A 23,933-nucleotide genomic window follows, 5' to 3' on the forward strand; every position below is an offset into this window, starting at 1 on the left:
CCAATCTCCTTCTTCGCATGGGGAAGTCGGCAGCATATCGTCTATCCCTCGACCGGACGAGCAGAATGCCGTGCAGTAACGCTAAGTTTAGCGTCCATCCTTATCCGTTGCGAAGAACGAGGACGGCGTAGGTGCACGGTTCTTGGCTTTCATTCCTGAAGACGCAATCCGTCGGCGGACCGAGCTCCAGGCAGTCGCCGGCCGTCATGAAGTGACTGACATCGCCTTCGAGAAAGGTCAGCCGTCCCTCCAGCACCCAGATGAGCTGCCGCATGAACGCGTAAGCCGATGCGGGCATGGGCACTTCCGCTCCCGCGGGCAATTCGATGCGGACGAGATCCAGCGGCAGATCGGATTTCGGGGAGACGTGCCGGCGCTCATAGCCTGTCTGCGGATCGACCCAGACGGGTTGCTCTTCCTTCCTGAGAAACCGGCCCTGCTGCATCTCCGCGCGCGCCATCAAGGCCGACATGCTCAAGCTGAAGGCGCCGGAAAGCTTGCCGAGCAGCATCGCCGTCGGGCTGCTCTCGCCACGCTCGATCTTGTGGATCATGGCGCGGGAAACGGCTGAGCGCCCGGCCAGCTCCGTCAACGACCAGCCTCGGCTCTCGCGTTCTATGCGGATGCGGGCGCCGATGCGCCTGTCGATATCATCAAGTTGAGACATGCGTGTTACTATAGTAGACGCCCATGAGAATGGCAATCGACCCGACTACCTCGTTGAGCAACTCGCGCGGACAAACTCGACGGCACAAAGGCAAACTTGCCATCCAATCGAGAAATCATACTCTGCTGAAATCACGCGATATTTCGCAAACATGGGAATGACCTCAACCATCAGGCCGGCTTTTGACTCGCCAAAGCCCATGTAACAATATAGTGGACAGACATACAAATCGGTGTATGACAGGCGACACCAGAAACGACAGATCCATCCAGTTTAGTGGATGGTCAACGGAGCCGCCGATGCAAATTCGCGATGCGAGAGAGGAAGATCTCGCCGGAATAACCGCGATCTACAACGATGCCGTCGCCAATACCGCCGCGATCTGGAACGAGACGCAGGTCGATATCGACAACCGCAGGCGATGGCTGCAGGATCGGCACAAACTGGGCTATCCGGTGCTGGTGGCTGTCGGCGATCACGGCGATGTGGTCGGCTACGCCTCGTTCGGCGACTGGCGCGCCTTCGACGGTTATCGCCATACGGTCGAACATTCCGTCTATGTCCGCAACGACCAACACCGAGGCGGCATCGGCAAGGCGCTCATGATCGAGCTGATCGAGCGCGCCCGCGCGATCGGAAAACATGCCATGGTCGCCGGCATCGAGGCTGGCAATGCCGCCTCGATCAGGCTTCACGAAAAGCTCGGCTTCCAGCAGGTGGGCCTTCTTCCGGAGGTCGGCACCAAATTCGGCCGCTGGCTCGACCTGGCCTTCTTGCAGCTGCTCCTCGATCGGCGCACGGAGCCCGATTCCAGGCCGACCGCCTAGACCGCGACTTCGGCCGCGATCGCGGCATGCGGCTCGTATCCCAGAACCTCGAAATCCTCTATGCGATAGCCGTCGATGCTGTCGGGCCGGCGCAGCAGGCGTAAGGTCGGGAACGGCCGCGGCTCGCGGCTGAGCTGTTCGCGGATCGCATCCAGGTGGTTGAGATAGAGGTGGACGTCGCCGCCGGACCAAACCACCTCGCCGACATCCATATCGACCTGCTGCGCAACCATGGCCAGCAAGGCCGCCTGCTGGCAGATATTGAAGGGATTGCCCAGGAACAGGTCGCAGGAGCGTTGGAAGACCATCAGGCTCAGTCGCGGGCGCTTCCCTTCCGCGGCAGCCGATATGTTCGACACATGAAACTGATAGACCATATGGCACGGATGCAGCGCCATATCGGCCAGCTCACCGACATTCCAGGCATGAAAGATCATGCGGCGGCTGCTGGGATTGGTCTTGAGATCGCTGATTACCGAGGCGACCTGGTCATGCACCCGCCCCTCGGCGTCGCGCCATTGCCGCCACTGCTTGCCGTAGACCGGACCGAGATCGCCCCATTGAAGCGCGAAAGCCTCATCCTCCAGAACCCGCTTCTCGAAGGCCAGCTGATCGATATCCTCACCGGTCGCCTTGCGATATTTCGCCAGCGGCCAGTCCGTCCAGATCCGCACGTTCTCCTTCAGGAGATTGCGGATGTTGGTATCGCCGGTCAGAAACCAGAGCATTTCCTTGACGGCGAGCTTCCAGTAGACGCGCTTCGTCGTGAAGATCGGGATCTGCCCCTTGGAAAGGTCGAAGCGCATCATCGCGCCGAGGCCGCTCAGCGTGCCGACGCCGGTCCGGTCGATCCGGCGGTCACCATGCTCGAGCAGGTGCGCCATCAGGTCGAGATATTGATACTCCGGGTGACGAGCCATCTTCCGCTCCGAAATCGCTTGAAGTTTCCGGATGGCGCGGTTGCCGCCAACGGCTGCCCGCCGCCGCGTGCCCGGCCGATTCCTTGTTTGGCGATTTTAGTGACAAGCCGGCACAAAACCAACCGCGCCGCTACATAATACAGGCAAATCTCGCAGCCTCGCACTCAAACCGATGTTTCCGCGAAGCATTTATGACAATTCCCCTTCCCTTCGCCTGCGGAAAACACTATATCAGCCATGCCGGTCTTCGGGCCGGCTATGGCGATAAATGAGCGGTGTAATAAACCTATTGGACCCGGGGGCGGTACCCGGCGCCTCCACCAAAAACCGGCCGGCAAGCTTGCGGCAGACCGGCTTTTGATGGGGGCGAAACAGGATCGACAAGGGTGTAAAGATCGACTTTTTGCTCGGCATTGTACCACCGTTATCGGGCTAAAATTGTAGTTGCAAACGACAACTATGCGGAAGCTCGTCTCGCTGCTTAATCGCGGTGTGACACTTCAAATAAAGTCCTAAGGGGTCGCACTCTTAGGCGGGGTTCGAAGGCACCTGGCAACAGAAGCCTTCACCTTCTTCTCCAGTGCTATATTATAGGTGACCAAGCGATGACTCGCGCATAGGGCTTTTCCGGCGGCGTTCAGCGTGGCATAAGCCTTAAAAAAACATGGCCAACGAAAGACAGGAAAGCATGGGGCAGGATCATATCCGCTACGACATTTTGGCACAGGACGCCCTGCGTGGAGTGATCCGCAAGGTGTTGACCGAGGTCGGCGCCGCAGGCCGACTGCCCGGCGACCATCATTTCTTCATCACCTTTCTGACAGGCGCTCCCGGCGTGCGCATTTCGCAGCACCTCAAGGCGAAGTATCCGGAGCAGATGACCATCGTCATCCAGCATCAGTTCTGGGATCTGAAAATTACCGAGAGCCAGTTCGAGATCGGCCTGTCTTTCTCCGACGTTCCGGAAAAGCTGGTAATCCCCTTCAACGCCATCCGTGGTTTCTACGACCCTTCCGTCAACTTCGAGCTGGAATTCGACGTGCCGCTGGCCGACGAGGACGAAGTCTCCTCCAGCGAAATCACCGCCTATCCAGTGCCGGCCGAGGGCGAAGAAGCGCCGGTGGCAGCCGCCAAGGAAGGCGAGGAAAAGAAGCCGGGATCTGTCGTCTCTCTCGACGCATTCCGCAAGAAGCAGTAGGCATGATGGGGGGAGCATTCGCTTCCCCTTCGCATATCAGCCACGGGGAGATCGATGAGCGCCGAAATCGTCAATCTGCGGCAGTTTCGCAAGAAGCAGGCCCGCTCGGACAAGGAAAAACAGGCTGAGCAGAATCGCATCAGCTTCGGGCGGACCAAGACGGAAAAGAACTTGACGAAAGCACTCAACGAGAAGACTGCAAAAAACCATGAAGCAGGCCGGATCGAAACCCCGGAGACCGACGACTAGTTACTTGCCCGACATAAAAATCTTCCGAAATCAGTTGCTTACTCCTGCATTTTGAATCAGTTTTACAAATATCCCTCCATTTACGATTTTTGATCGATCCGCCGATGATCCGCAAACATTCCGCGACGCTGCATGGCCATCGCACGAGCTTTTCCCTTGAGGATGCCTTCTGGACAGAACTGAAGGCTATCGCCAATGCGCGCGGCACATCGCTTGCAGCGCTGATCTCCGAGATCGACGACGGCCGCGAGGCCGGCAGCAATCTCTCCTCCGCGCTGCGCCTCTATGTCCTCAGATGGCTGAAGGATCGCAATTAAGCGATTGCAGGAAGGCGCACCGCAGTCTTGCAGGCGCGTCCGACCGACCCGGCAAGGATCGGCTCGCAAGTGCCCGGTCTATTACTGGGCAACTCCCGGCAATTCATTGAAGTTCAACGGCGCTGCCGTTTGTGGAACAGGACTGTTGGGCGAAGGCGCGCGCTGGGCTTCGGCCTTGGCTCGGGCCTCCGCAGCCGCCTTGGCCTTTGCCGCCTCTTCCGCTGCCTGTTTGGCTCGCGCCTCTTCTTCCGCCTGCTTCTGCGCAGCTGCCTGCCGTGCCAGATCGCGCAGGCGCTGCTCTTCGGCGCGACGCTGCTGCTCGATGGCGGCATCCCGCTGGCGCTGGGCCTCGCGAACGCCTGCTACATACTTGTAGAGTGCCACCTCCCGCCTGAGCCGCTGCTTTTCAAGCACATTGGCCTGCAAGCGCTCGACACGGCGGCGTTCCCGCTCGAATGCGCGAACCGACAGGAAGCTGGTTACGTCGGTCACGTCCATCGTACGGCCCGGTGTCGCCAGCGGCCCGCCGAAATCGAGGCGCAAGGCCGGCTCTGCACCGCTCTGCGCTTCCGCGCCGGCATTGAAATCGATACCGAGGGATCCGCGCAGGCGCTCATCCGGCAGGCTGATTTCGGCATTGCCCGAGAGCTTCGCCACACCGTTGCCGGCTGCGATATTCGTCGCCCGGGCGACGCCCGCCGAAATGTTGAAGGGGATGGCCGTCGCCGGAAGGACCGCTTCGCCGTTGTTGAGCAAAGTCTGCACGATCGGCAGCACGTTGGCGGCGGTAATGTCGCCCTGGATCTGGTCCGTTGCCGACAATAACGGCGGCAGAATGGAGAGATTAAGTCCGCGCACATGCGTCTCGCCAAGCTGAAGCTCGCCCGAGCCGCTCGCATTGGCGGCAAGCTCGGCGATGCTCTTGCCGCTCGCTTCGGCATTCATCGCGAGACCGAAGCGGCCGCTCGCAAGCGGCGCTCCGTCACGCTGCCAGGCAACGGCGGCAAGATCGCCATTGGCGAGATTGAGCTTCGTCTGCAGCAGGCCCGTGCCATCCGAATTGGCGAGCATCACGCTGCCGTTCAGCGTACCGCCGTTCCAGCCGCCGGTCAGATCGTTCAGCCGCAGTTCCTCGCCCTTGTAGGCCGCATTGGCGGTGAAGTTCGAAATGGGGCCGAATATGCCGGGCCATACCTGCTTTGCAGAAAGCTTGACGCCGATATCCATGCCGGTGAAAGCAGGCAATCCGAGCTTTTCCTGGTTAAGGGCGCCTGTTTTCGGGTCTGTCATCGGCCCGTAGATCGCTTCCGCCAGCCAATCGAGATCCGCCTTGTCGAGCGTCAGCTCGCCCGTTGCCTTGAGGTTCGGCGCCTTTCGATCGAAGGTCAGCGTGCCGGACATGTTATTGTCGGCAAACACTCCCTTCATGTCGGAAAACACGATCTTGTCCGGGTTCAGCGCGGCATTGGCCTGGAATTTCACCGGCAGGCCGGCCCCCATCTGCGGGACGCCGATACCGTTCATGACGAAATAGGGATCGATATCGGCGCTTTCGAGCGATAGCGCCATGTTGCCGTTGAGGAAAGTATCCGGTCGCACGTCGACCTTGCCGTTCGCGGTGAACGATGTCTTATCCGTCGCAAAGGTCAGCGCCGCATCCGCCGGATCGGTGCCGCTGGCGGATACCTTCAACGTCAAACGGCCATTGGCGTCCGCCTCGACCGGCAAGGGATCGAGGCCAGCCTGGCCGAACAGGATCGACGTGACCGAATTTTCCAGCGTGCCTTCGAGGGTCGTCGTGCCCTTGCCCGCGAAAGCCGAGAGATCGGACATGCGATAGTCGAAATTGACACGGCTGCCGTTGGAGACGCCTGCCAGCGTTACCGTCAACGCATTGTCCTGATCGCCGCCGAGCGTCACCGCGCCGCGAAGGGCCGTATTTCCGTACCAGGCGGCGTTGCGCACCAGGCGGTCCATGACGGGATGATGCGGCAGATGCTGGCGCAGCATCTCGAAGAACGGTCCGGGATCAGCGGCCTTGAAGGTAATCTCTCCCGACCCCTTATAGTCGGAAGGCGAACCGTCAGCACGACCCGTCGCGGTGATTTCAGCACCGGCGACGTTGCCTACCGAAAGCTTGTCGAGGGTCAGCGCGCCGCCGGCTACCGAAAACGATGTATCGACATTGTCGGCCGGCACGCCGAAGGCCATGAACTTGCCGGCCTGCAGATGCGCAGTAATCCGGTGATCGAACAGGGCCTCGCCGTTGTCCTGGCCCGTAAAGAGCCCCGTCAGTGCCCGCAGCGCGTCAAGATCGAGGGCGTCTCCGGTCAGATCGACGGCAAGCTTCGGCGGGTTCTTGTCCGCGGCGCCCTGACGATCGAGCCGGCCCTTGAGCGTGGCCGAACCGATTGCGATTTCCAGATTCTCGAAGCGTTGCTCCTCATGCCGCAGGCTGACATCGGCGGAAAAACCGGCCTGCCGCAGCTGGCGGATCGCCGGATCCACGGACCCGACAAGCCAGGAAGCCAATCCAGAGGGTTGGTTGGATGCGACGACCAGATTGCCGATGAAGTTCGGCTCGCCCTGCAGCATCAGATTGCCGCGCGCCTCGACCTGCGTGCGCCCCGGCAGCGTGCCGACGGCATGGTCGATCTTCCATCCCGTCCCCGCCGGCTCGAGATCGAGCCGCACGTCACGGATGGTCGTGTCACCGGCGACGATCGCCGGCAGCCGGAACGTCGCCTTGCCGGGAACCTGCGGCACCGGGATTTCGGCGGCGATCGCGATCAGGCTGTTCAGGCGCTGGCGGGCGGAGATTGTCGGGTTACGGTTCGTCTTGCCGTTGGCGCCCTTGTTGTTGCCGAGCCGATTGACATCGATCTGCTGGCCATCGGCAGTCAACAGAAACTCCGGTTTTGAGCCCGTATCCAGCGTCGCCTCGCCGGTTACCACATAGGGATCGTCATCGGCACCGACTTCGAGCCGGTATTCCGGCACGCGAATGCGATCATTCGTCAACTCGAAGCGGCCCTTGATACGTGGCTGCGCCTTTTGATCGGCAACATCGTGGACTTGCTTGTCGCTGACGCCGGCCGTGAAGGAGCCCATGTAATCGGGCTTGCTGTTGACGAGCTTCAATTCGCCGTCGAGATCGACATTGAGAGGATGGCGGTCCGGCATCAGCCGGGTGCGGACGCGCAAGACGCCGTTGTCGTCGGGCTGACTGCTGGAAATCGTGAAATTGCCGTGCTCGCTGTCGAGCGCCGCATCGCCCTCGATGCGCCAGGGACCGGCAAGCGACCTTGCCGACATCTGTGCGTTCAGGCCGGTGACATGCCGGGTCCGGCCTGTCTGCTCGTCGATAAAGAGGACATCGCCGTCTTCGACATGAACGCTTTCGAGCACCACCGACTTGGCGGGAATCTCAGGTTGGCTGCCGCGCATCCAGTCCAGCGTACCGTCTTTCAGCAGACGCAGGCGGACCTGGGGCTTGGACACGCGCATGTCGAAGATCAGCGCTTCGCCGGAAAGAAAAGGCGCAAGTTCGGCATCCATGGAGAATTCGGCAATCTGCACCAGCGGCGTACCATCCGCCTCCTGGCCGACACGGACATCGTGCAGCGTCACGGACGGGAACGGCAGAAGACGGGCATCGACGGTGCCGTGGACGGTCACCTTCTTGCCGATGATGCGGCTCGCCTGATCCTCGAAATTCTTGCGAAAATCGGTCCAGTCTATGAAGAGCGGAGCGAGCAGCGCCACGAAGAGCACCACCACGAGCAATCCACCCAGAAAAACCAGGACCTTACCTAACAACGCGCACCGTCTCCAATCTTCATTCCCAACACATGCCAAGCTGCCGTTTATCCAGGCACATACACGACATAGCCTGGAATATGCACAGTTCTACCCGATCCCTGCCCGCGACAGCAGCTCTTTTTCAGAGGCTTGCCACCCATCTAAGGCACACATGCGGCTTTTCATGACAAAAACCGGAAAAGAGCGGCTGCAGCCTAGCGTCATTCGCGTGCGTAGCAAGCCAAGATCATGAAAATATTCCATCTTTCAGTGCCCACGGAATATCTTTCCGGGATTGAAGATAGCATCCGGATCAAGCGCATCCTTGATCTGGCGCATCAAATCGACGGCATCGCCGAGCTCCTGCTCGAGAAACGCCATCTTGCCCTGCCCTATCCCGTGTTCGCCCGTGCAGGTGCCGTCCATCGCCAGCGCGCGCGCATTGAGGCGCGCAACGAAATTCTCGACGACGGCGATCCCTTCGGCGGTCTTGTCGTCGAACAGCACCAGCACATGAAAATTGCCGTCGCCGGCATGGCCGACGATCGGCGCCAGCAGGCCATGCGCCTCGATATCGGCCTGGGTTTCCGCGACGCATTCGGCCAAGCGCGAGATCGGCACGCACACATCCGTCGACAGGGCGTTCAGTTCAGGCGCCAGCGCGCGGCAGGCCCAATAGGCGTCGTGGCGGGCCTTCCAGAGCTTGTTGCGCTCTTCCGCGTTGCTGGTCCACAGAAACTCGCCGCCACCGCATTCCGCAGCAATCTCGGCAAATTGTGCCGATTGCAGCGCAACGGTTTCGTCCGTGCCGTGAAATTCGAGGAAAAGCGTGGGCTTCTCGTCGTATGTGAGGCCGGAGTAGCGGTTGCAGGCCCGCATCTGCATGGCATCCAGCAACTCGATGCGCGCAACGGGCACCCCCATCTGGATCGTCATGATGACGGCATCGCACGCCGACTTGACATCCGGAAAGGCGCAGGCACCGCCGGCGATCTTCTGGGGAATGCCCTGCAGGCGGAGCGTGATCGAGGTCAAAACGCCAAGCGTGCCTTCGGCGCCGACGAAAAGCCGCGTCAGATCGTAGCCGGCCGAGGATTTCCTGGCGCGGCGGGCGGTGCGGATTTCCTCGCCATTGGCGGTGACGGCGGTCACGGAGAGCACGTTGTCCTTCATCGTACCGTAACGCACGGCATTCGTTCCCGAAGCGCGCGTCGACGCCATGCCGCCGATCGAGGCATTGGCGCCCGGATCGATCGGAAAGAACAATCCGGTATCGCGGAGATAGGTGTTGAGCTGTTCGCGCGTGACGCCAGGCTCGACCGTGCAATCCAGATCCTCGGCATTGACTTCGAGAATACGGTTCATGCGGCTGAAATCGATGGAAATACCGCCTTGCGGTGCATTCACCTGCCCCTCCAGCGACGAACCCGTGCCGAAGGGAATGACGGGAACCCTGTGTTCGGCGCACGCCTTGACGACGGCCTGCACGTCTTCGCGCGTTTCGGCAAAAACCACACCGTCCGGTAGCTGCGAGGGAATATAGGTCGTCGTATGCGCGTGCTGGGCGCGAAAACTCTCGCCAGTCTGGAAACGTTCTCCGAAAGCCTGTTTCAGAACGCCGAGAACGGCAGATATCCCCGCCTCGTTGCGTGTTCCCGCCTTCGCATCAGCCAGAACCATAGTCCGAATCTCCCATCGCGATCACCAAAAGGCGTTAACCTTTTAATCGGTTCTATGGGACATCGGCGCGGCGCTGTCCAGTCAAGAAAAGGCCGCACCTGGCGCGGTCCCGACCACGACGCACGCGATAGGTTCAAGCGGGCCTGCTACCCGTCGTCGAGCGGTCAGCCGTGCGCTTGCGCGCCGCGCACCATGCTGCCCCATGCGCCCGGCGGAATACCGAAAGCTTTCTTGAAATGTCGCGTCAAATGGCTCTGATCGGCAAATCCGGTTGCGGCCGCGACTTCGGCGATCGACTCGCCCTCGCCGATCAGCGTCTTTGCCTGCTGCAACCTGCGCATCAGCAAGAAACGATGCGGACTGGTGGCAAAGGCAGCGCGGAAATGCCGGGCAAGTGCAAAGCGGTCAAGGCCGGTGATCCGTTCCAGCTCCTGAGACCGCACGCCGCGCATGACATGCGCCTCGAGATAATCGCGGGCGGTTTTCACCTGACCCCAGGCGATGCTGCCCAGGGGCCTCTGCGGTAGGCGGGCGTGCTGCACGAGGCCATCGGCCAGACGCGAAACGAAATCGTCGACGAAGAGTTCATCCAGCTCGCGATCGAGTTCCCCCAGCGCCGCCAGCAACAAGCCTGCGAGACGATCATCCTCCACGACCGGATCGTCGACGAATGGCAGGCCGATGCGTGCCGCCTCCAGGCACTGGAACAGCATCGAAGGTTCCAGATACAGCATGCGATAGACAAGCCCGTCCTCGGTCGCGGCCCCGCCATCATGCAACTCGTCCGGATGAAGGATAATCACCCGCCCCGGCATGCTATAGCGCTGCTCGCCGCGGTAGCGAAATGTCTGCACGCCACGCAGGGTAACGCCGAGCGCATAGGTATCGTGCCGATGCAGATCGAACGCATCGCCCCGAAACTGCGCCTGGATGCGCTCGATGCCCGGATAGGCCGGCGCGGACAGGATGCGGTTGGCTTCGTGCGTCACGCACAAACGTTCAAGACCCGTGGCGATCTGTCCGGCTACATCCTCGCGCAACGTCCCATTCCCAGACTGCATGAAAGTGACCACCGATGTTCGATACCAAAATCGCAATCGTTCTGCGAAGCGACCTTCAGTCCTGGCAGAAGCTGAATGTAACCGCGTTCCTGTCGACAGGCATTGCCGGACAACATCCGGAAATCATCGGCGAACCCTATCGCGATCGGGCCGGCAACGTCTACAACGCTTTGTCGGTCCAGCCGGTAATCGTCCTTGCGGCCGATCCGGACGATATCGCCGCCATTCACCGCCGCTCGCTGGAGCGCGGCGTCATCTCTTCCGTCTTCATCGAGGAAATGTTTTCAACCGGCCATGACGTAGCCAATCGCGCCGTCTTTTCCGAATTTGCGCCCGAAGACGCCAAGGTCGTCGGCATCGCGTTGCGCGCGGACAAGAAAATCGTCGACAAGATCACCAAGGGCGCGAGCATGCATCGATGATCGGACTGGAAAGCGGCCGGATCGTTGGATCCGGCCGCCTCTGTTGAAAAAGCCTAGCCGTTCTGCGTGATCGGCGCGATCTGGATCTCGACGCGGCGGTTCTGGGCGCGGCCGGCTTCGGTCGCATTCGATGCGACCGGCTGCGACGGGCCGAAGCCGATAGCCGACATGCGGCGCTGATCGATACCCTGGCTGCCGAGATAGGACGCGACCGAGCCGGCGCGGCGTTCCGACAGATCCTGGTTATGCTGCAGGCTGCCCGTCGAATCCGTATGGCCGTTGACGTCGATCAGCGTGCGGTTGAACTTGCGCAGAACGATGGCGACGGAATTGAGGGTCGCGAAGAATTCCGGCTTGATCGCATCCTGGTCGATATCGAAGGTAATCGCCGACGGCATGTTCAGAATGATACGGTCGCCGACGCGGGTCACCGAAACGCCGGTGCCCTGCAGCTGCGCGCGCAGTTCGGACTCCTGCTGGTCCATGTAGTTGCCGATACCGGCACCCGCGAGTGCGCCAACGCCGGCGCCGATCAGCGCGGCATTGCGGCGCGAGGCCGGCGAGTGGCCGATGAGAAGGCCGGCAACCGCACCCACGCCGGCGCCGATCGCTGCACCGCCGGCCGTGTTGGAGACTTTCTGCTCCCCCGTATAGGGATCGGTGGTCGTGCATGCGTTCAAAAAGGCTGCCGCTAGGGCAAGCATGGCAATTTTCTTGATCATAGAATCGTCGCTCTCCGGTTCGATGGCCGCAGCAGATATGAAGCATTGCGGCAATATCAAGAAGAGAAATCTTATCGAGGCCTTTGTCCCCTGTGCATAGAGCCGCAGCAAAGCTTTCAGCCCGCGAACGTGTCAGCCGGATGCATGGAGCCGCCCGTCAACGCGGCTCCGCGATACCCCCATCCGCGATCACTTGAAGAGCTGCAGCACCGTGTTGTAGCTCGCATTGGCGATCGAGAGCGATTGCAGTCCGAGCTGCTGCTGGGCCTGCAGCGCCAGAACCTTGCTCGATTGCTGCTCCATATCGGCATCCACCAGCTTGCCGACGCCGCTGGTCAGCGAATCGCTGAGATTCTTGGCGAATTCGGTCTGAAGGTTGATGCGCGATTCGAGAGAGCCGAAGGCCGATCCGATCGTCTTGAGCTGGTTCAGCATCCCCGTCACGGTATTGACCATGTCGACGATGGCGCCTTGGGTCGTATTCGCATCGAGCGAGATTTCCACCTGTCCGCTGGTGTCCCCGTTCTTGGTGCCGATCAACACATAGTTCTTCGCGGAACCGGCCTCGGTCGCAAAGGCGGTTGAGGTCAGCACCCCATATCCACCCGTGCCGCTAGACTGATCGTCGATCAGATAACGCGCGTCGCTTGACATGATGGGGCCGGTCGTCGAGCTCACACCTGCGTAGTTCAGCATGCCGATACTGACGGTGCCATTGGAACCGCGAATGAGGGAGCCCGGAACCTCGTGCGGAGCGGTCGGGTCCGCGCCGTCCTGCAACACGGTCCAGTTGACGCCATTGAAGGTCGCCGACTCCCCGATACTGCGCAGCTGCTGCTTGAGCTGGGTAATCTCGTCGTTGAGCTTGGACTTGTCGATACTTGTCTCATAAGCGCTGACGAGCTTCGTCCTGATTTCCGTCACGACGTCGATCGCGCTGCTGACGCCCGTGGAGGCCGTACTGACCGTCGAGGCGGCAAGACCGAGCGCATCCTGCACCGACGAAATCGCGCCGATGTCGGTATGCGTCAAAGTCGAGATTTTCCAGTAAGTGGCATTGTCCTTGACCGTCTGCACCCGCAGACCCGACGACATCTGCCGTTCCGCGTTGGTCAGTTTGGTCTGGGTGTCCTTCAGCACTTCCAGTGCTGTATTCACAGAGGGACTGACCCTGATGAAGGTCGAAAAAATACTCACGGCACACGAACTCCGGACGCAACAATACGCAACAAATACAAGAAGACATTGAAACCTTGCCGCGGGCGCTCATGCGCGCGGGCCGACCGTGTCGGCAAACAGGGAGACAGGCAAAAACAACGCCTGCGCTCCATCGGTTACATGCCGCTATGATTAGCAAACATGCTTAAAAAAGCGCTAAGCGATACGCATGATTTACCATAAATAAGCGCATTAAATGCGGCGGGCGCAACCCGCCCGTGCTCGCCCTACTCCGCGGCGCGCAGATTGGTCAGCTTCGAGCGCAGCGCCGCATCGGACATTTCCTCATGCAACCGTTGCTCTTCATGCGTCTGCGGCTTGGCGAAGCGGGCAATCAGGAGATAGGCGACCGGCGTGATGTAGAGCGTGACCAGGGTCGCGAAACCAAGGCCGCCGACGATCACCCAGCCGAGCGCGATACGCGCCTCCGCGCCCGCGCCTTCCGCAAAGACTAGCGGCACGCCGCCGAGGATGGTCGCGATCATCGTCATCATGACCGGGCGCAGGCGCAGGGCGCACGCCTTCTCGATCGCCTCGCGCACGCCTTCGCCCTTGTCGCGCAGCTGGTTGGCGAACTCGACGATCAGGATACCGTTCTTGGCCATGACCCCGACCAGCAGCACCAGGCCGATCTGGCTGTAGATGTTGAGGCTCGAGCCGGTGATGACGAGAGCAAAAATGGCGCAGGCAAGGCCCAGCGGCACCGTGGACATGATGATGAGCGACGACAGCACGCTTTCGAACTGGGCTGCGAGCACCAGGAAGATGATGACGATGGCGAAACCGAAGGTCAGCGCCATGCCGCTGGAATTCTCCTCAAGCGTCGCCGCTTCGGCAAGTGGCATCAACCGCGATCCCGGCGGCAAGAGCGGTGTCGCGATCCGGGTAACGTCCTCGACCGCCTGCCCGAGCGACATGCCGTTCTTGAGACCGGCCGTGATCGCGACCGACGCCAGCTGCTGCTCGCGGGTCAGCTGCGGCGCCACCGCATTCTCCTTCAGCGCTGCGATCACCGACATCGGCACAATCTTGCCGTCGCCGGTCTTCAGATAGACGTTTTCAAGGTCCGTCGGATCATCGATCGGGCGCATGGTCGAGGTCAGCAGCACCGGATAGGATTCGCCGGCGACGAAAACATCGACAACGGAACGCCCTTCCAGCAAGGACTGCAGCGCGACCGAAAGGCCTGTTATATCGACCCCGAGGTCGGACGCACGCTCGCGGTCGATGGTGACGGAGACCTGGGCCTGCGTCGGCTCGTTGTTGAGCCTCGGCGTGTCGAACCGTCCGGTCGCGTCAAGCGCCTGCACCAGCTTCAGGGCCGCCTCGGTCAGCGCTTCGTGATCGTTGCCGACAAGCGCCATCTGCACGCCGCTGCCGGCGCCGCGAATGCGCAGGCTGTTGGCCTGAACGACGTTGCCGCGAAGGGCCGGAACGTCAGCCATGGCCTGGTTGATATCGGCGACGATGTCCTGCTGCGTGCGATGGCGCTCGCTCCAGGGTGCCAGAGTCAACACCATGAAGCCGCTGTTCTTCTGGCTGCTCATACCCGAAATCGCATAGATGTTGCGGATATCGCCGCTGTCGCGCAGCGGCTGCAACCGCTCCTCGACGCGCTGCAGCTGATCCTTCGTATAGTCAAGGCCGGCACCCTGCGGCGTGGTCAGGCGCAGCATGACCATTGCCCGGTCCTCGCTCGGCGTCAGCTCGCTTTTGACATTGACGAAGGCCAGGACGGCGGCAGCCGAAAACAGGGCGCAGAAGATGATGACGACCAACGGCGCGTTCAGGCAGGCTCTGAGCGTCCGGCGATAGACGGCGGCAAAGAGCTCTCCGAAACGGCCGAGCGCCCCGTGTTCCTCGCGCATCTCCTTGGTCAGCATCCGCGAGGCGAGCATCGGGCAGAGCGTCAGCGCGACGATCGACGACAGTCCGACGGAGAAGGCCAGCACAAAGCCGAACTCCCGGAACAACCCGCCCACCTGCCCCGGCAGGAAGGACAGCGGAATGAATACGGCGGCGAGCGTCGCCGTCGTGGCGATGACCGCAAAGAAGACCTCGCGGGTGCCGAGCACGGCGGCGGCGCGCGGACCGATCTTCTCAGCCCTGCGGCGCACGATGTTCTCGAGCACGACGATGGCGTCATCGACCACGAGGCCGGTCGCCAGCACGATGGCCAGCAGCGTCAGGATGTTGACCGAGAACCCGACCATATAGAGCGCGGCCAGCGTGCCGATGAGCGCCACCGGCATGGTGACGACCGGTATCAGTGTCGCCCGCCAGTCACGCAGGAAAAGATAGATGACGACCGTGACGATCAGCGCCGACAGCACGAGCGCCAGCACCACCTCATGGATCGCGCCCTGAATGAACAGCGCGTCATCGCTGGTGATGACGATTCGCGTCCCCTCCGGCAATGATTTCGACAGCTGCGCCACAACGGCCTTCACGCCTTCGGAGATATTCAGCGTGTTCGACTGCGCCTGGCGGATGATGCCGAGGCCGACGCCCTGCACGCCGTTCGAGCGCAGCGCGGTCGTGCCGTCCCTTGGCCCAAGCGTGACGGTCGCGACATCGGAGAGCCGCACGCGATCCTTGATGATCAGCCGGGAGAAATCCTCCGGGGTCTGCAATGCCGCCGTGGCGCGCACGACGATATCCTGACGCGCGCTCTTCAAGGATCCCGCCGGCACATCGAGCGCCGAGGTCGCAAGCGCCGTCGTCAGATCGCCGATCGTCAGGCCGCGGCCGGCAAGGGCCGCCTGGTCGACGTCGATACGGAAGACCTTTTCCTGATCGCCGTAAAGCTCGACATCGGCAACACCTTCGACGGAGGCCAGCCGGTCGGTGATTTCCTTGTCGACGAGCTGCGTCAGGTCGTCCATCGTCATGGTGCTCGATGTGACGGCAAGGCGCATGATCGGCTGCGAATCCGAATCCGCCTTGACGATCTGCGGCGCGTCCGCCTGATCCGGCAATTGCTCGGTGATACGGCCGATGGCATCGCGGACATCGTTGGCGGCGACCGAGAGATCCGTGGCGTCGGAGAATTCGAGCGTCACCCTGCTCTGGCCGAAGGACGAGCTGGAAGAGACGGATTTCAGGCCGCTGACGCGGGCCACCGCCCCTTCGATGATCTTGGTCAGCTCCTGATCCACCGTCTGGGGCGATGCACCGTCGAACACGGTTCGCACGGTCACGACGGGGCGATCGACATCCGGCAGCTCGCGAACCTCGACGCCGAAATAGGCCGCGAGACCGGCGACGACCAGCAGCGTATTGAAGACCAGTGCCAGGATCGGCCGGCGTACGAAAAGCGCCGTGAAGGATTGCTTGCCCGCAGTCGCGCCAGCATCCGTCGTCTCATTACCGCCATGGGACATCATTGGATGACGACCTCCTTGGCTTCCGCGACATCGCGGGCAAAGCGAACCTCACCGCCTTCGGTCACGCGCTGCAACCCCTCGATAACGATAAGATCGCCGTTGCGGAGATCGCCGCGAACCAGAACCGCATCCGGATTGCGTTGCACGATGCTGACACGCACCTTCGACGACTTGCCGTCGACGACACGCCAGACATGCGCGCCCGCGCCATCCCATTGGACCGCAAGCGGATCGACCGAGGGATAAGATTCACCGGAAAAGCGCATGCCGACATTGAAGGACATGCCCGCCCGCAATTCGTCGGAAGGGTTGTCGATGCGGCCGCGCACGCGGAGCGTCCGGCTGGCGCCATCGACGCGATTGTCGACAGCTTCCACGACGCCGGAAAAGACGCGCCCCGGCAGTGCGACCGAGGTCGCCTCGACCGGCTGGCCGACCTTGACGGTGTTGGCAAAGCGTTCCGGCACCCAGTAGTCCACCAGGATTTCGGAACGGTCGTCCAGCGTCACGATATTGCTCGTCGTCGTGACGTTGTCGCCGATGACGACAGGCACGATGCCGACAATCCCATCGATCGGCGCGACGATGTTGCGGCGCGAGAGCGCCAGCTCCGCCGACTGCAGGGCCAGCTTCGCCCCCTGCTCGGCAATCTCGGCATCGAAGACATCCATGCGGGACACGCTGGATTTGATGGTGTGGTAGAGCTGCGCCTTCTCGGCAGCGCTCTTCAGCGCCACTTCCGCCTGGCCACGAGCGATGATCTGCTCGTCATCGTCAAGACGCGCCAGCACCTGCCCCTGCCTGACCCTGTCGCCGGACTTGATGAGAATTTCCCGAATCGTCCCTGCCGCCTGCGGCATGACGGCAACCGAGCGGATGGCATCGCCGGTGCCGATCGCGCTGAGGCGGTCGTTGACAATGCCGCTCACGACAGGTTCCGTCACCACGAGCGGTATGTTCTGACCGCGTCGCGCGCCGCCACCGGCCGCATCGCCACTCTTCCCGGCGCTGGCATCCCCGTTGCGCGTGATGGCTGCCACGAGCGTCTCGGGGACCCCGGCTTTCTGCAGCAGGCCCGTCGCGCCGGGCACGAAAGCCACGACAGCGGCAATGCCTGCCACCAGCAAAAGAAAAGACAAGGAAAGCTGCTTCCAGGCGGTCATGCACGTCTCCGGCTCGTTGTGTCAGAGGCGATGAAATCGCGTCGTTGATTTTGGTATGGTCCCTGTCACACCCAGCGCACTTAAAGGGACCAAATTTCATGTCGGGCGGTTCTATAACGCAAGATTGTGCCCGATTTGCTGCAATATCGTGTTTTTGAGCATATGCGGCAAGCTTTGGGGCGGATTATGACAAAGTTGTAATCTTGAAGTGGACAACGAGGCGTTTCATTTGCGCATCCGCAAGCCCGTTCAGGCCCCGAATCGAACTTTCCGCAGGCGCGGCACGCCTGTGAATGTGCACTTTTTGTTCTAATTTCGGCCCGTTTCTTTTGCCTTTCAGGGTAGAATCATTACATTGGGCCGCATGACCATTGGACATGACGACATTCCCTTCTTTGACGAGGAGCCGGAGCACATGGCGCCGCGCCGTTCCGCGCCGGCTGCCGGCGGCATCGGCGGCGGCATTGCGGCCCGCGCCATGGCGGCACGCGACAGCGGTCGCCGGCCGGACTATCTCTCCGGCCTCAATCCGGAGCAGGCTGAAGCGGTCGAAACGCTCGACGGGCCGGTTCTGGTGCTTGCCGGTGCCGGCACCGGCAAGACACGCGTGCTGACCACCCGCATCGCCCATATACTCTCCACCAACCGCGCCTTCCCCAGCCAGATCCTCGCCGTCACCTTTACCAACAAGGCGGCGCGCGAAATGAAGGAACGTATCGCCCTGCTCGTCGGCGGCGCAGTCGAAGGCATGCCCTGGCTCGGCACCTTTCACTCGATCGGCGTCAAGCTGTTGCGCCGCCATGCGGAGCTGGTCGGCCTTACCTCCAGCTTCACCATTCTCGATACCGACGATGTCATCCGCCTGATCAAGCAACTGATCCAGGCGGAGGGGCTGGACGACAAGCGCTGGCCGGCCAAGCAATTCGCCGGCATGATCGACACCTGGAAGAACAAGGGCCTCAGCCCTGCCGATATTCCCGAGGGTGACGCCCGCGCCTTTGCCAATGGCAAGGGCCGCGAACTCTATGCCGCCTATCAGAGCCGCCTGAAGACGCTGAACGCCTGCGACTTCGGCGATCTTTTGCTGCATCCGATCAATATGTTCCGGCGGAACCCCGATATCCTGAAGGACTATCACCAGCGTTTCCGCTATATCCTCGTCGACGAGTATCAGGACACCAACACGGCGCAGTACATGTGGCTTCGCCTGCTGGCGCAGCGGCCGAAGGGCGAGCTGCAGAATGTCTGCTGCGTCGGCGACGACGACCAGTCGATCTATGGCTGGCGCGGCGCCGAAGTGGATAATATCCTGCGCTTCGAAAAGGATTTTCCCGGCGCCAAGGTCATCAAGCTGGAGCGCAACTACCGCTCCACCGAGCATATTCTCGGTGCCGCCGCGCATCTGATCGCCCATAACGAGGGCCGTCTCGGTAAGACCCTGTTCACCGACCGCTCCGATCCCGACGACGTCAAGGTGCAGGTGCATGCCTCCTGGGATTCAGAGGAAGAAGCCCGCGCGATCGGCGAAGAGATCGAGCAGCTGCAGCGCGGCAAGCACAATCTCAACGACATTGCGATCCTCGTGCGCGCCTCCTTCCAGATGCGCGAGTTCGAAGACCGCTTCGTGACGCTCGGCCTGAACTACCGCGTCGTCGGCGGCCCGCGCTTCTACGAGCGCCTCGAAATCCGCGATGCCATGGCCTATTTCCGCCTCGTCTGCCAGTCGGCCGACGATCTCGCCTTCGAGCGCATCATCAACACGCCGAAGCGCGGCCTCGGCGACACCACGGTCCGCGCCCTGCACGACTATGCCCGCGTTCGGGACATTCCGATGCTGGCGGCAGCGGCCGATATCATCGAAACGGACGAGATGAAGCCGAAGGCGCGCAAGGCGCTGTTCGACGTCGTGCAATCCTTCCGCCGCTGGCAGGGCCTGCTTGAAAACACGCCGCATACCGAGCTTGCCGAGCAGATCCTCGAAGAGTCCGGCTATACGGACATGTGGAAGAACGACAAATCGGCGGAAGCGCCCGGACGGCTGGAAAACCTTAAAGAACTCATCCGTTCGATGGACAGCTTCGAATCCATGCGCGGCTTCCTCGAGCATGTGTCGCTCGTCATGGATGCCGAGCAAAATGAAAATCTCGATGCCGTCTCGATCATGACGCTGCACTCGGCCAAGGGCCTGGAATTCGAAACCGTTTTCCTGCCCGGCTGGGAGGAAGGCCTGTTTCCCCACCAGCGCTCGCTCGACGAGAGCGGCCGCGCCGGCCTGGAGGAAGAGCGCCGCCTCGCCTATGTCGGCATCACCCGCGCCAAGCGCCGCTGCCACATCTGGTTCGTCTCCAACCGCCGCATCCACGGCCTATGGCAGTCGACCATTCCGTCCCGCTTCCTCGACGAACTGCCGGTCACCCACGTCGAAGTCGCCGAGGTCGAGCAGTCCTATGGCGGTTACGGCCGCGGCGGCTACGGCCAGTCGCGCTTCGACAAGGCCGAACCCTTCGCCAACTCCTATTCCACGCCCGGCTGGAAACGCGCGCAGGCGAACCGCAACGACGCAACGCGCGACAACTGGGGCAGCCGCTCCGGCCATGCCGTCGAGCGCATCGGCTACGGCGAAAGCGGCCCGAAGGTGCGCACCATCGATGGCGAGCTGGTGGCCAAATCCACCTCCTCCGAACCCTCCAAATTCGCCATCGGCGACCGTGTCTTCCACATCAAGTTCGGCAACGGCAACGTCTCGGGGATCGAGGGCAACAAGCTGACCATCGAATTCGATCGCGCTGGCCAGAAGCGTGTGCTGGACGGGTTCGTGGAGAGGGTATAAGGGAGCGATCTCATTTTTAGCTGACTACCGCAAGATATATAAAATGCATGATCCGAGAGCTATCGCTAACTACGTTCTGGAGCTCGCAGAGGAAGATGCGCGCCCGGTGACGAACATTGTTCTGCAAAAACTAATATATTTTTGTCACGCATTTTTCTTACTTGAACATGAGAGGCCGCTGGTAAGCGGTTACTTTGAGGCTTGGACTTACGGCCCGGTTCATCCAGCTTTATACAAATCCTTCAAAGAGTTCGGTGCCAGTCCAATTAAAGGTAGGGCTTCCAGATATGACATTGTTTCTGGGACCAGCTTCGTGATCGAGCCAATTTCGGACAAATCTGCACGAAGAGTAATTAGATCGGTAATGGTGAACTTCTCTAGTTTATCAGCAGGGCAATTAGTCGATCTATCGCACGCGCCAAATGGGCCTTGGCATTATACTGTGGAAAACTCAAAAATTAACGCAAATCTTGGGTTACGAATCACGGACGATGTTACAAAGAAGAGATTCAAGTTCTTAAAATTGGCAATTGGAAAATCGTCGACACAAAGGGAACCCGATGAAGACGCGCCGTTTGGCTGAAACTGACCTCGCGCGGATCGCTGTTCTACCGGTCGCCGACCAATGGGTTCTTTTGCGAAAACATAAGTTTGGACGCCCTCCTCATACTTATGATCCCGTTCGAAGGGCGCAGCCGGATATTCTCAATCGTCAAATACCTCTATTTGGCAGAGCCGAGCCTACGCCTTGGCAGAAGGTTTGCGAGATTATTCAGAAACACTCTCGTCATACTGCTGAGTATGAGCATAATTTAAGTGTCGCAAAGGCCCTCTACGATTTTGCTCAGCATGAACGGGTATTCTCACGCGACCGCTTGATGCCCAACTGGGCGATTGGTTTCGGACAGTCCGTACGCTTTTGGGCGGATTACATTTCAATTGTAGGCGAGCAGCCAGAGGTCAGTTTTCACGATTATCGCCTTACCAAGCGTTTGAATAAAGAAGCTAGGCGCTTTGCGTTTTCCGTTATGCATGAGCGCACGCGGGCTCTTGATCCAGACCTACAGAATGTAGCCCTGGCCATCTATCAGTTTAGAAAATTGGATGATGGAACCCGGATACTGCAGCGCCGTACCGATGATGGGTTGGAATTATTTAGCTTTGATCAGCTTAACGAAATGATCTCGACGACGTATCGCATATGGGAACAGATACTTATCGAGAGAGAAGAAGATGATAGAAGAGCGGCGAATAGTAACAGTAACCCAATGAGATTCTGACACCCGGCTTCGCGTGGAAGTATAGCTGCACGCGGCTCGTCTGGCATGAGGATCACGCCGACATCACTTCGGCCATACAGCACGAAAAATCGCTGAAACGCTGGTATCGCCGGTGAAAGATCGAGCTGATTGAAAAAACAAATCCCGATTGGCGGGATTTATACTATGAGCTCTGGTGAAGGCTCATGCTCTCCGAGCACCCGTGCATCCCGATCTTTCAGCCACAGACCAAATTCCTTGACCACGGCCACCACCTTTTCCAGGCGACGCCCATCCTCCGTCAGCGAATACTCTACCTTGACAGGAACGGTCGGATAAACGGTCCGCCTGATAAGGCCCGCCTCTTCCAGCGCGCGCAGGTCAAGCGTCAGCATTCTCTGCGAAATGCCCGGCATCAGCCGTCGAAGCTCGTTGAAGCGTTGGGGACCATCGACGAGATAGGACACGATCAGCAGCCGCCAGCGGCCTCCCAGCAAATGCATGGCCTCCTCGACGGAGCATCCAGTCACGGTCTTCTTCATCGCGCATACCTCATGTCGAGGCGGTATAGTTTTTGTACCTAGATGTCAAACTTTTCCGTTCTTACTATTCCATACCGAGCAGACTACATGGTTCAGCGACAGTCTTTCCAAGCGAAAGCTGGCACCGGAAACGCCATGGAGACCTCTCGTGAAACTGTATTATATGCCCGCAAGCTGCTCGCTCTCGCCCCATATCGTCATCAACGAACTCGGTTTGGACGTAGACCTGGTCAAGGTCGATCACACCAGCCACAGGACCGAGACGGGGCTGGACTTCTACGGCATCAACCCGCACGGCTATGTCCCCGTCCTCGAACTCGGCGACGGTAATCTTCTGCGTGAGGGGCCGGCCATCGTCCAATATCTGGCGGATCTGAGGCCCGAATCCGGGCTGGCGCCCGCCGCCGGCACGATGGAGCGCTACCAGCTGCAGGAGATCCTCGGCTTCCTGTCGACGGAAATCCACAAGGGTTTCATTCCGCTTCTCTATGCACGGCTGGCGGGAAACTATGTCGAGACAGCGAGACCGAAACTCGAAGCGCGATATCGATGGATCGATGCCCATCTTGCCGACCGCCCCTTCCTGATGGGCGAGAGCTTCACGGTTGCCGACGCCTATCTGTTTGCGCTGACGGGATGGGGGCAGGCTCCGTGGCTCAAATCCTACTACAAGGCCGGCATCCACTTCGATGAACTCGACAATCTCAAGGACTGGTACGCCCGCATGAGGCAACGCGATGCCGTGCGGAAATCCATCGCGGAAGAAGGGTTGGCTTTCGACTGACCTCAGCAGCGGTGAGCAATGGGCGGACTGCCGCGAGACGCTGTCGGTCTCGCGGCAGCGCCACGCGTAGCACCACAAAGGCTCGAGCTCCGCCACGACCCGATTTCAATTGCGCCCGCCGTTTGCCCGGATGATCTGGCCGTTGATCCAACCGCTCTCGGCGCTGGCGAGAAACGACACGATCCGGGCGATGTCTTCCGGCAACCCGAGGCGGCCGAGCGGGATATCGTTTATCAGGCGCTGAATCAGCTCCTCGGACCGCCCCTTGAACAACAGCTCCGTGGCGATTGGCCCCGGCGCCACCGCATTGACGGTGATGCCGCGTGTGCCGAGTTCCTTCGCGAGGGTATACGTCATCGCCTCCACCGCCGCCTTCGTCGCCGCATAGACGCCATTACCGGGGGAATAATGGCCGATGATGCTCGTCGACAGGTTGATGATACGGCCGCCATCGCGCAGCCGCCTCGCTCCTTCACGCATTCCATTGAAGGTGCCCGTCAGGTTGACGGCGACCTGCTGCTGAAAGTCCTCATCCGAAACCTCGGCCAATGGCGAGAATTTGCTGATCCCGGCATTGTTGACGAGCACGTCGATCCGTCCGAACTCCGCTTCGGCGCGATCGAACAATGCGGTTAGCGCTCGGGCATCGGCAACATCCGCGCGGACCGCAAGCGCTCGGCCACCGGCCTCCGCGATACCCGAAACGATTACCGCCGCCTCATCGGAACTCGATGCGTAATTCACGATGGTCTGAAAGCCATCGGCGGCAAGCTGTCTCGCAATGGCGGCCCCGATGCCCTTCGATGCGCCGGTTACGATTGCGGTTCTGATTTCACTGGTCATGCATGGATCTCCTTGTCATCCGACCCGAACGAGCAGCATCGCGC

The 23,933-nt window shown here is 60.6% G+C and carries 20 protein-coding genes, 1 other RNA gene and 1 pseudogene; 11 read left to right on the top strand and 11 right to left on the bottom strand.

All coding sequences use genetic code 11. The annotated features are described in order from the left end of the window. Nucleotides 1–100 precede the first annotated feature (100 nt). The gene (locus tag ACQZ6J_RS01565; protein ID WP_449081456.1) at nt 101–667 is read right to left on the bottom strand and encodes a helix-turn-helix domain-containing protein; all 567 of its coding nucleotides are present in this window, start codon (nt 665–667) and stop codon (nt 101–103) included. 299 nt (nt 668–966) lie between these two features. On the opposite strand from ACQZ6J_RS01565, the gene ACQZ6J_RS01570 reads away from it, so the two are divergent. Next, nucleotides 967–1,494 carry an N-acetyltransferase family protein gene (locus tag ACQZ6J_RS01570; protein WP_449081458.1) on the top strand — a complete coding sequence of 176 codons (528 nt, stop codon included), beginning with the start codon at nt 967–969 and terminating at the stop codon, nt 1,492–1,494. Here the strand turns inward: ACQZ6J_RS01570 and ACQZ6J_RS01575 are convergent. Beyond that, complete coding sequence (locus ACQZ6J_RS01575; protein WP_449081460.1) at nt 1,491–2,414, bottom strand: thymidylate synthase; 924 nt, start codon at nt 2,412–2,414, stop codon at nt 1,491–1,493. The genes ACQZ6J_RS01570 and ACQZ6J_RS01575 overlap by 4 nt on opposite strands. Nucleotides 2,415–2,614: 200 nt before the next feature. On the opposite strand from ACQZ6J_RS01575, the gene ssrA reads away from it, so the two are divergent. From ssrA to ACQZ6J_RS01595, 4 genes are all read left to right on the top strand, one after another. Beyond that, nucleotides 2,615–2,984: a transfer-messenger RNA gene (ssrA, locus tag ACQZ6J_RS01580) on the top strand. 118 nt (nt 2,985–3,102) lie between these two features. Further along, complete coding sequence (locus ACQZ6J_RS01585; RefSeq protein WP_449082730.1) at nt 3,103–3,612, top strand: SspB family protein; 510 nt, start codon at nt 3,103–3,105, stop codon at nt 3,610–3,612. Between the two features lie 54 nt (nt 3,613–3,666). After that, the gene (locus ACQZ6J_RS01590; protein WP_449081462.1) at nt 3,667–3,861 is read left to right on the top strand and encodes a DUF4169 family protein; all 195 of its coding nucleotides are present in this window, start codon (nt 3,667–3,669) and stop codon (nt 3,859–3,861) included. Nucleotides 3,862–3,965: 104 nt separating this feature from the next. Further along, complete coding sequence (locus tag ACQZ6J_RS01595) at nt 3,966–4,178, top strand: ribbon-helix-helix domain-containing protein (protein WP_163987665.1); 213 nt, start codon at nt 3,966–3,968, stop codon at nt 4,176–4,178. A gap of 81 nt (nt 4,179–4,259) precedes the next feature. Here ACQZ6J_RS01595 and ACQZ6J_RS01600 read toward each other — a convergent pair whose 3' ends face one another. From ACQZ6J_RS01600 to ACQZ6J_RS01610, 3 genes are all read right to left on the bottom strand, one after another. After that, nucleotides 4,260–7,997, bottom strand: a complete 3,738-nt coding sequence (locus tag ACQZ6J_RS01600; RefSeq protein WP_449081465.1) for an AsmA family protein — start codon at nt 7,995–7,997, stop codon at nt 4,260–4,262. A 249-nt stretch (nt 7,998–8,246) separates the two neighbouring features. Beyond that, nucleotides 8,247–9,659 carry an FAD-binding oxidoreductase gene (locus ACQZ6J_RS01605; protein ID WP_449081467.1) on the bottom strand — a complete coding sequence of 471 codons (1,413 nt, stop codon included), beginning with the start codon at nt 9,657–9,659 and terminating at the stop codon, nt 8,247–8,249. A gap of 164 nt (nt 9,660–9,823) precedes the next feature. Then, on the bottom strand, nt 9,824–10,720 hold the full coding sequence (locus ACQZ6J_RS01610; RefSeq protein ID WP_449081469.1) for an AraC family transcriptional regulator: 897 nt from the start codon (nt 10,718–10,720) through the stop codon (nt 9,824–9,826). A gap of 14 nt (nt 10,721–10,734) precedes the next feature. On the opposite strand from ACQZ6J_RS01610, the gene ACQZ6J_RS01615 reads away from it, so the two are divergent. Beyond that, the gene (locus ACQZ6J_RS01615) at nt 10,735–11,142 is read left to right on the top strand and encodes a DUF2000 family protein (protein WP_449081471.1); all 408 of its coding nucleotides are present in this window, start codon (nt 10,735–10,737) and stop codon (nt 11,140–11,142) included. Nucleotides 11,143–11,195: 53 nt separating this feature from the next. On the opposite strand, the gene ACQZ6J_RS01620 is transcribed toward ACQZ6J_RS01615, so the two are convergent. From ACQZ6J_RS01620 to ACQZ6J_RS01635, 4 genes are all read right to left on the bottom strand, one after another. Further along, a complete protein-coding gene (locus tag ACQZ6J_RS01620; RefSeq protein WP_163987670.1) occupies nt 11,196–11,864 on the bottom strand; it encodes an OmpA family protein in 669 nt (222 codons plus the stop codon). A gap of 189 nt (nt 11,865–12,053) precedes the next feature. Continuing rightward, nucleotides 12,054–13,061 (bottom strand): flagellin N-terminal helical domain-containing protein, encoded by a 1,008-nt coding sequence (locus ACQZ6J_RS01625; protein ID WP_449081473.1) that lies wholly within the window; start codon nt 13,059–13,061, stop codon nt 12,054–12,056. Between the two features lie 248 nt (nt 13,062–13,309). Then, complete coding sequence (locus ACQZ6J_RS01630; RefSeq protein ID WP_449082732.1) at nt 13,310–16,465, bottom strand: efflux RND transporter permease subunit; 3,156 nt, start codon at nt 16,463–16,465, stop codon at nt 13,310–13,312. After that, nucleotides 16,465–17,631: an efflux RND transporter periplasmic adaptor subunit gene (locus ACQZ6J_RS01635; RefSeq protein ID WP_449081475.1), complete on the bottom strand. Its 1,167-nt coding sequence runs from the start codon at nt 17,629–17,631 to the stop codon at nt 16,465–16,467. Before ACQZ6J_RS01635 ends, ACQZ6J_RS01630 begins: the two co-directional genes overlap by 1 nt. 364 nt (nt 17,632–17,995) lie before the next feature. Here ACQZ6J_RS01635 and ACQZ6J_RS01640 point away from each other — a divergent pair, with 364 nt between their 5' ends. The 4 genes and pseudogenes from ACQZ6J_RS01640 to ACQZ6J_RS01655 form a co-directional block, all read left to right on the top strand. Continuing rightward, nucleotides 17,996–20,461 carry an ATP-dependent helicase gene (locus ACQZ6J_RS01640; protein WP_163987673.1) on the top strand — a complete coding sequence of 822 codons (2,466 nt, stop codon included), beginning with the start codon at nt 17,996–17,998 and terminating at the stop codon, nt 20,459–20,461. A 43-nt stretch (nt 20,462–20,504) separates the two neighbouring features. Further along, on the top strand, nt 20,505–21,044 hold the full coding sequence (gene socA, locus ACQZ6J_RS01645) for a type VI toxin-antitoxin system SocA family antitoxin (RefSeq protein WP_449081478.1): 540 nt from the start codon (nt 20,505–20,507) through the stop codon (nt 21,042–21,044). Further along, the gene (socB, locus tag ACQZ6J_RS01650) at nt 21,022–21,741 is read left to right on the top strand and encodes a type VI toxin-antitoxin system SocB family DNA replication inhibitor toxin (protein ID WP_449081480.1); all 720 of its coding nucleotides are present in this window, start codon (nt 21,022–21,024) and stop codon (nt 21,739–21,741) included. The genes socA and socB overlap by 23 nt, the downstream gene beginning before the upstream one ends. Continuing rightward, nucleotides 21,741–21,920, top strand: a pseudogene (locus ACQZ6J_RS01655) (GIY-YIG nuclease family protein); the annotation flags it as partial. The gene socB and the pseudogene ACQZ6J_RS01655, both read left to right, overlap by 1 nt. Here the strand turns inward: ACQZ6J_RS01655 and ACQZ6J_RS01660 are convergent. Continuing rightward, nucleotides 21,900–22,262 carry a winged helix-turn-helix transcriptional regulator gene (locus ACQZ6J_RS01660; RefSeq protein ID WP_449081482.1) on the bottom strand — a complete coding sequence of 121 codons (363 nt, stop codon included), beginning with the start codon at nt 22,260–22,262 and terminating at the stop codon, nt 21,900–21,902. The pseudogene ACQZ6J_RS01655 and the gene ACQZ6J_RS01660 overlap by 21 nt on opposite strands. Nucleotides 22,263–22,410: 148 nt before the next feature. On the opposite strand from ACQZ6J_RS01660, the gene gstA reads away from it, so the two are divergent. Then, entirely contained in the window at nt 22,411–23,046 is a 636-nt protein-coding gene (gene gstA / locus ACQZ6J_RS01665; protein WP_449081484.1) for a glutathione transferase GstA, read from the top strand. A 105-nt stretch (nt 23,047–23,151) separates the two neighbouring features. On the opposite strand, the gene ACQZ6J_RS01670 is transcribed toward gstA, so the two are convergent. Further along, a complete protein-coding gene (locus tag ACQZ6J_RS01670; protein ID WP_449081486.1) occupies nt 23,152–23,889 on the bottom strand; it encodes an SDR family oxidoreductase in 738 nt (245 codons plus the stop codon). Nucleotides 23,890–23,933 lie beyond the last annotated feature (44 nt).

This window comes from Rhizobium sp. A37_96 (assembly GCF_053521765.1).

What these genes read in the sequence shown, in the direction of transcription:
- ACQZ6J_RS01565 (WP_449081456.1), bottom strand. Translation starts at nt 667, where the DNA reads ATGTCTCAACTTGATGATATCGACAGGCGCATCGGCGCCCGCATCCGC.
- ACQZ6J_RS01570 (WP_449081458.1), top strand. Translation starts at nt 967, where the DNA reads ATGCAAATTCGCGATGCGAGAGAGGAAGATCTCGCCGGAATAACCGCG.
- ACQZ6J_RS01575 (WP_449081460.1), bottom strand. Translation starts at nt 2,414, where the DNA reads ATGGCTCGTCACCCGGAGTATCAATATCTCGACCTGATGGCGCACCTG.
- ACQZ6J_RS01585 (WP_449082730.1), top strand. Translation starts at nt 3,103, where the DNA reads ATGGGGCAGGATCATATCCGCTACGACATTTTGGCACAGGACGCCCTG.
- ACQZ6J_RS01590 (WP_449081462.1), top strand. Translation starts at nt 3,667, where the DNA reads ATGAGCGCCGAAATCGTCAATCTGCGGCAGTTTCGCAAGAAGCAGGCC.
- ACQZ6J_RS01595 (WP_163987665.1), top strand. Translation starts at nt 3,966, where the DNA reads ATGATCCGCAAACATTCCGCGACGCTGCATGGCCATCGCACGAGCTTT.
- ACQZ6J_RS01605 (WP_449081467.1), bottom strand. Translation starts at nt 9,659, where the DNA reads ATGGTTCTGGCTGATGCGAAGGCGGGAACACGCAACGAGGCGGGGATA.
- ACQZ6J_RS01610 (WP_449081469.1), bottom strand. Translation starts at nt 10,720, where the DNA reads ATGCAGTCTGGGAATGGGACGTTGCGCGAGGATGTAGCCGGACAGATC.
- ACQZ6J_RS01615 (WP_449081471.1), top strand. Translation starts at nt 10,735, where the DNA reads ATGTTCGATACCAAAATCGCAATCGTTCTGCGAAGCGACCTTCAGTCC.
- ACQZ6J_RS01620 (WP_163987670.1), bottom strand. Translation starts at nt 11,864, where the DNA reads ATGATCAAGAAAATTGCCATGCTTGCCCTAGCGGCAGCCTTTTTGAAC.
- ACQZ6J_RS01630 (WP_449082732.1), bottom strand. Translation starts at nt 16,465, where the DNA reads ATGTCCCATGGCGGTAATGAGACGACGGATGCTGGCGCGACTGCGGGC.
- ACQZ6J_RS01635 (WP_449081475.1), bottom strand. Translation starts at nt 17,631, where the DNA reads ATGACCGCCTGGAAGCAGCTTTCCTTGTCTTTTCTTTTGCTGGTGGCA.
- ACQZ6J_RS01640 (WP_163987673.1), top strand. Translation starts at nt 17,996, where the DNA reads ATGACCATTGGACATGACGACATTCCCTTCTTTGACGAGGAGCCGGAG.
- socA (WP_449081478.1), top strand. Translation starts at nt 20,505, where the DNA reads ATGCATGATCCGAGAGCTATCGCTAACTACGTTCTGGAGCTCGCAGAG.
- socB (WP_449081480.1), top strand. Translation starts at nt 21,022, where the DNA reads ATGAAGACGCGCCGTTTGGCTGAAACTGACCTCGCGCGGATCGCTGTT.
- ACQZ6J_RS01660 (WP_449081482.1), bottom strand. Translation starts at nt 22,262, where the DNA reads ATGAAGAAGACCGTGACTGGATGCTCCGTCGAGGAGGCCATGCATTTG.
- ACQZ6J_RS01670 (WP_449081486.1), bottom strand. Translation starts at nt 23,889, where the DNA reads ATGACCAGTGAAATCAGAACCGCAATCGTAACCGGCGCATCGAAGGGC.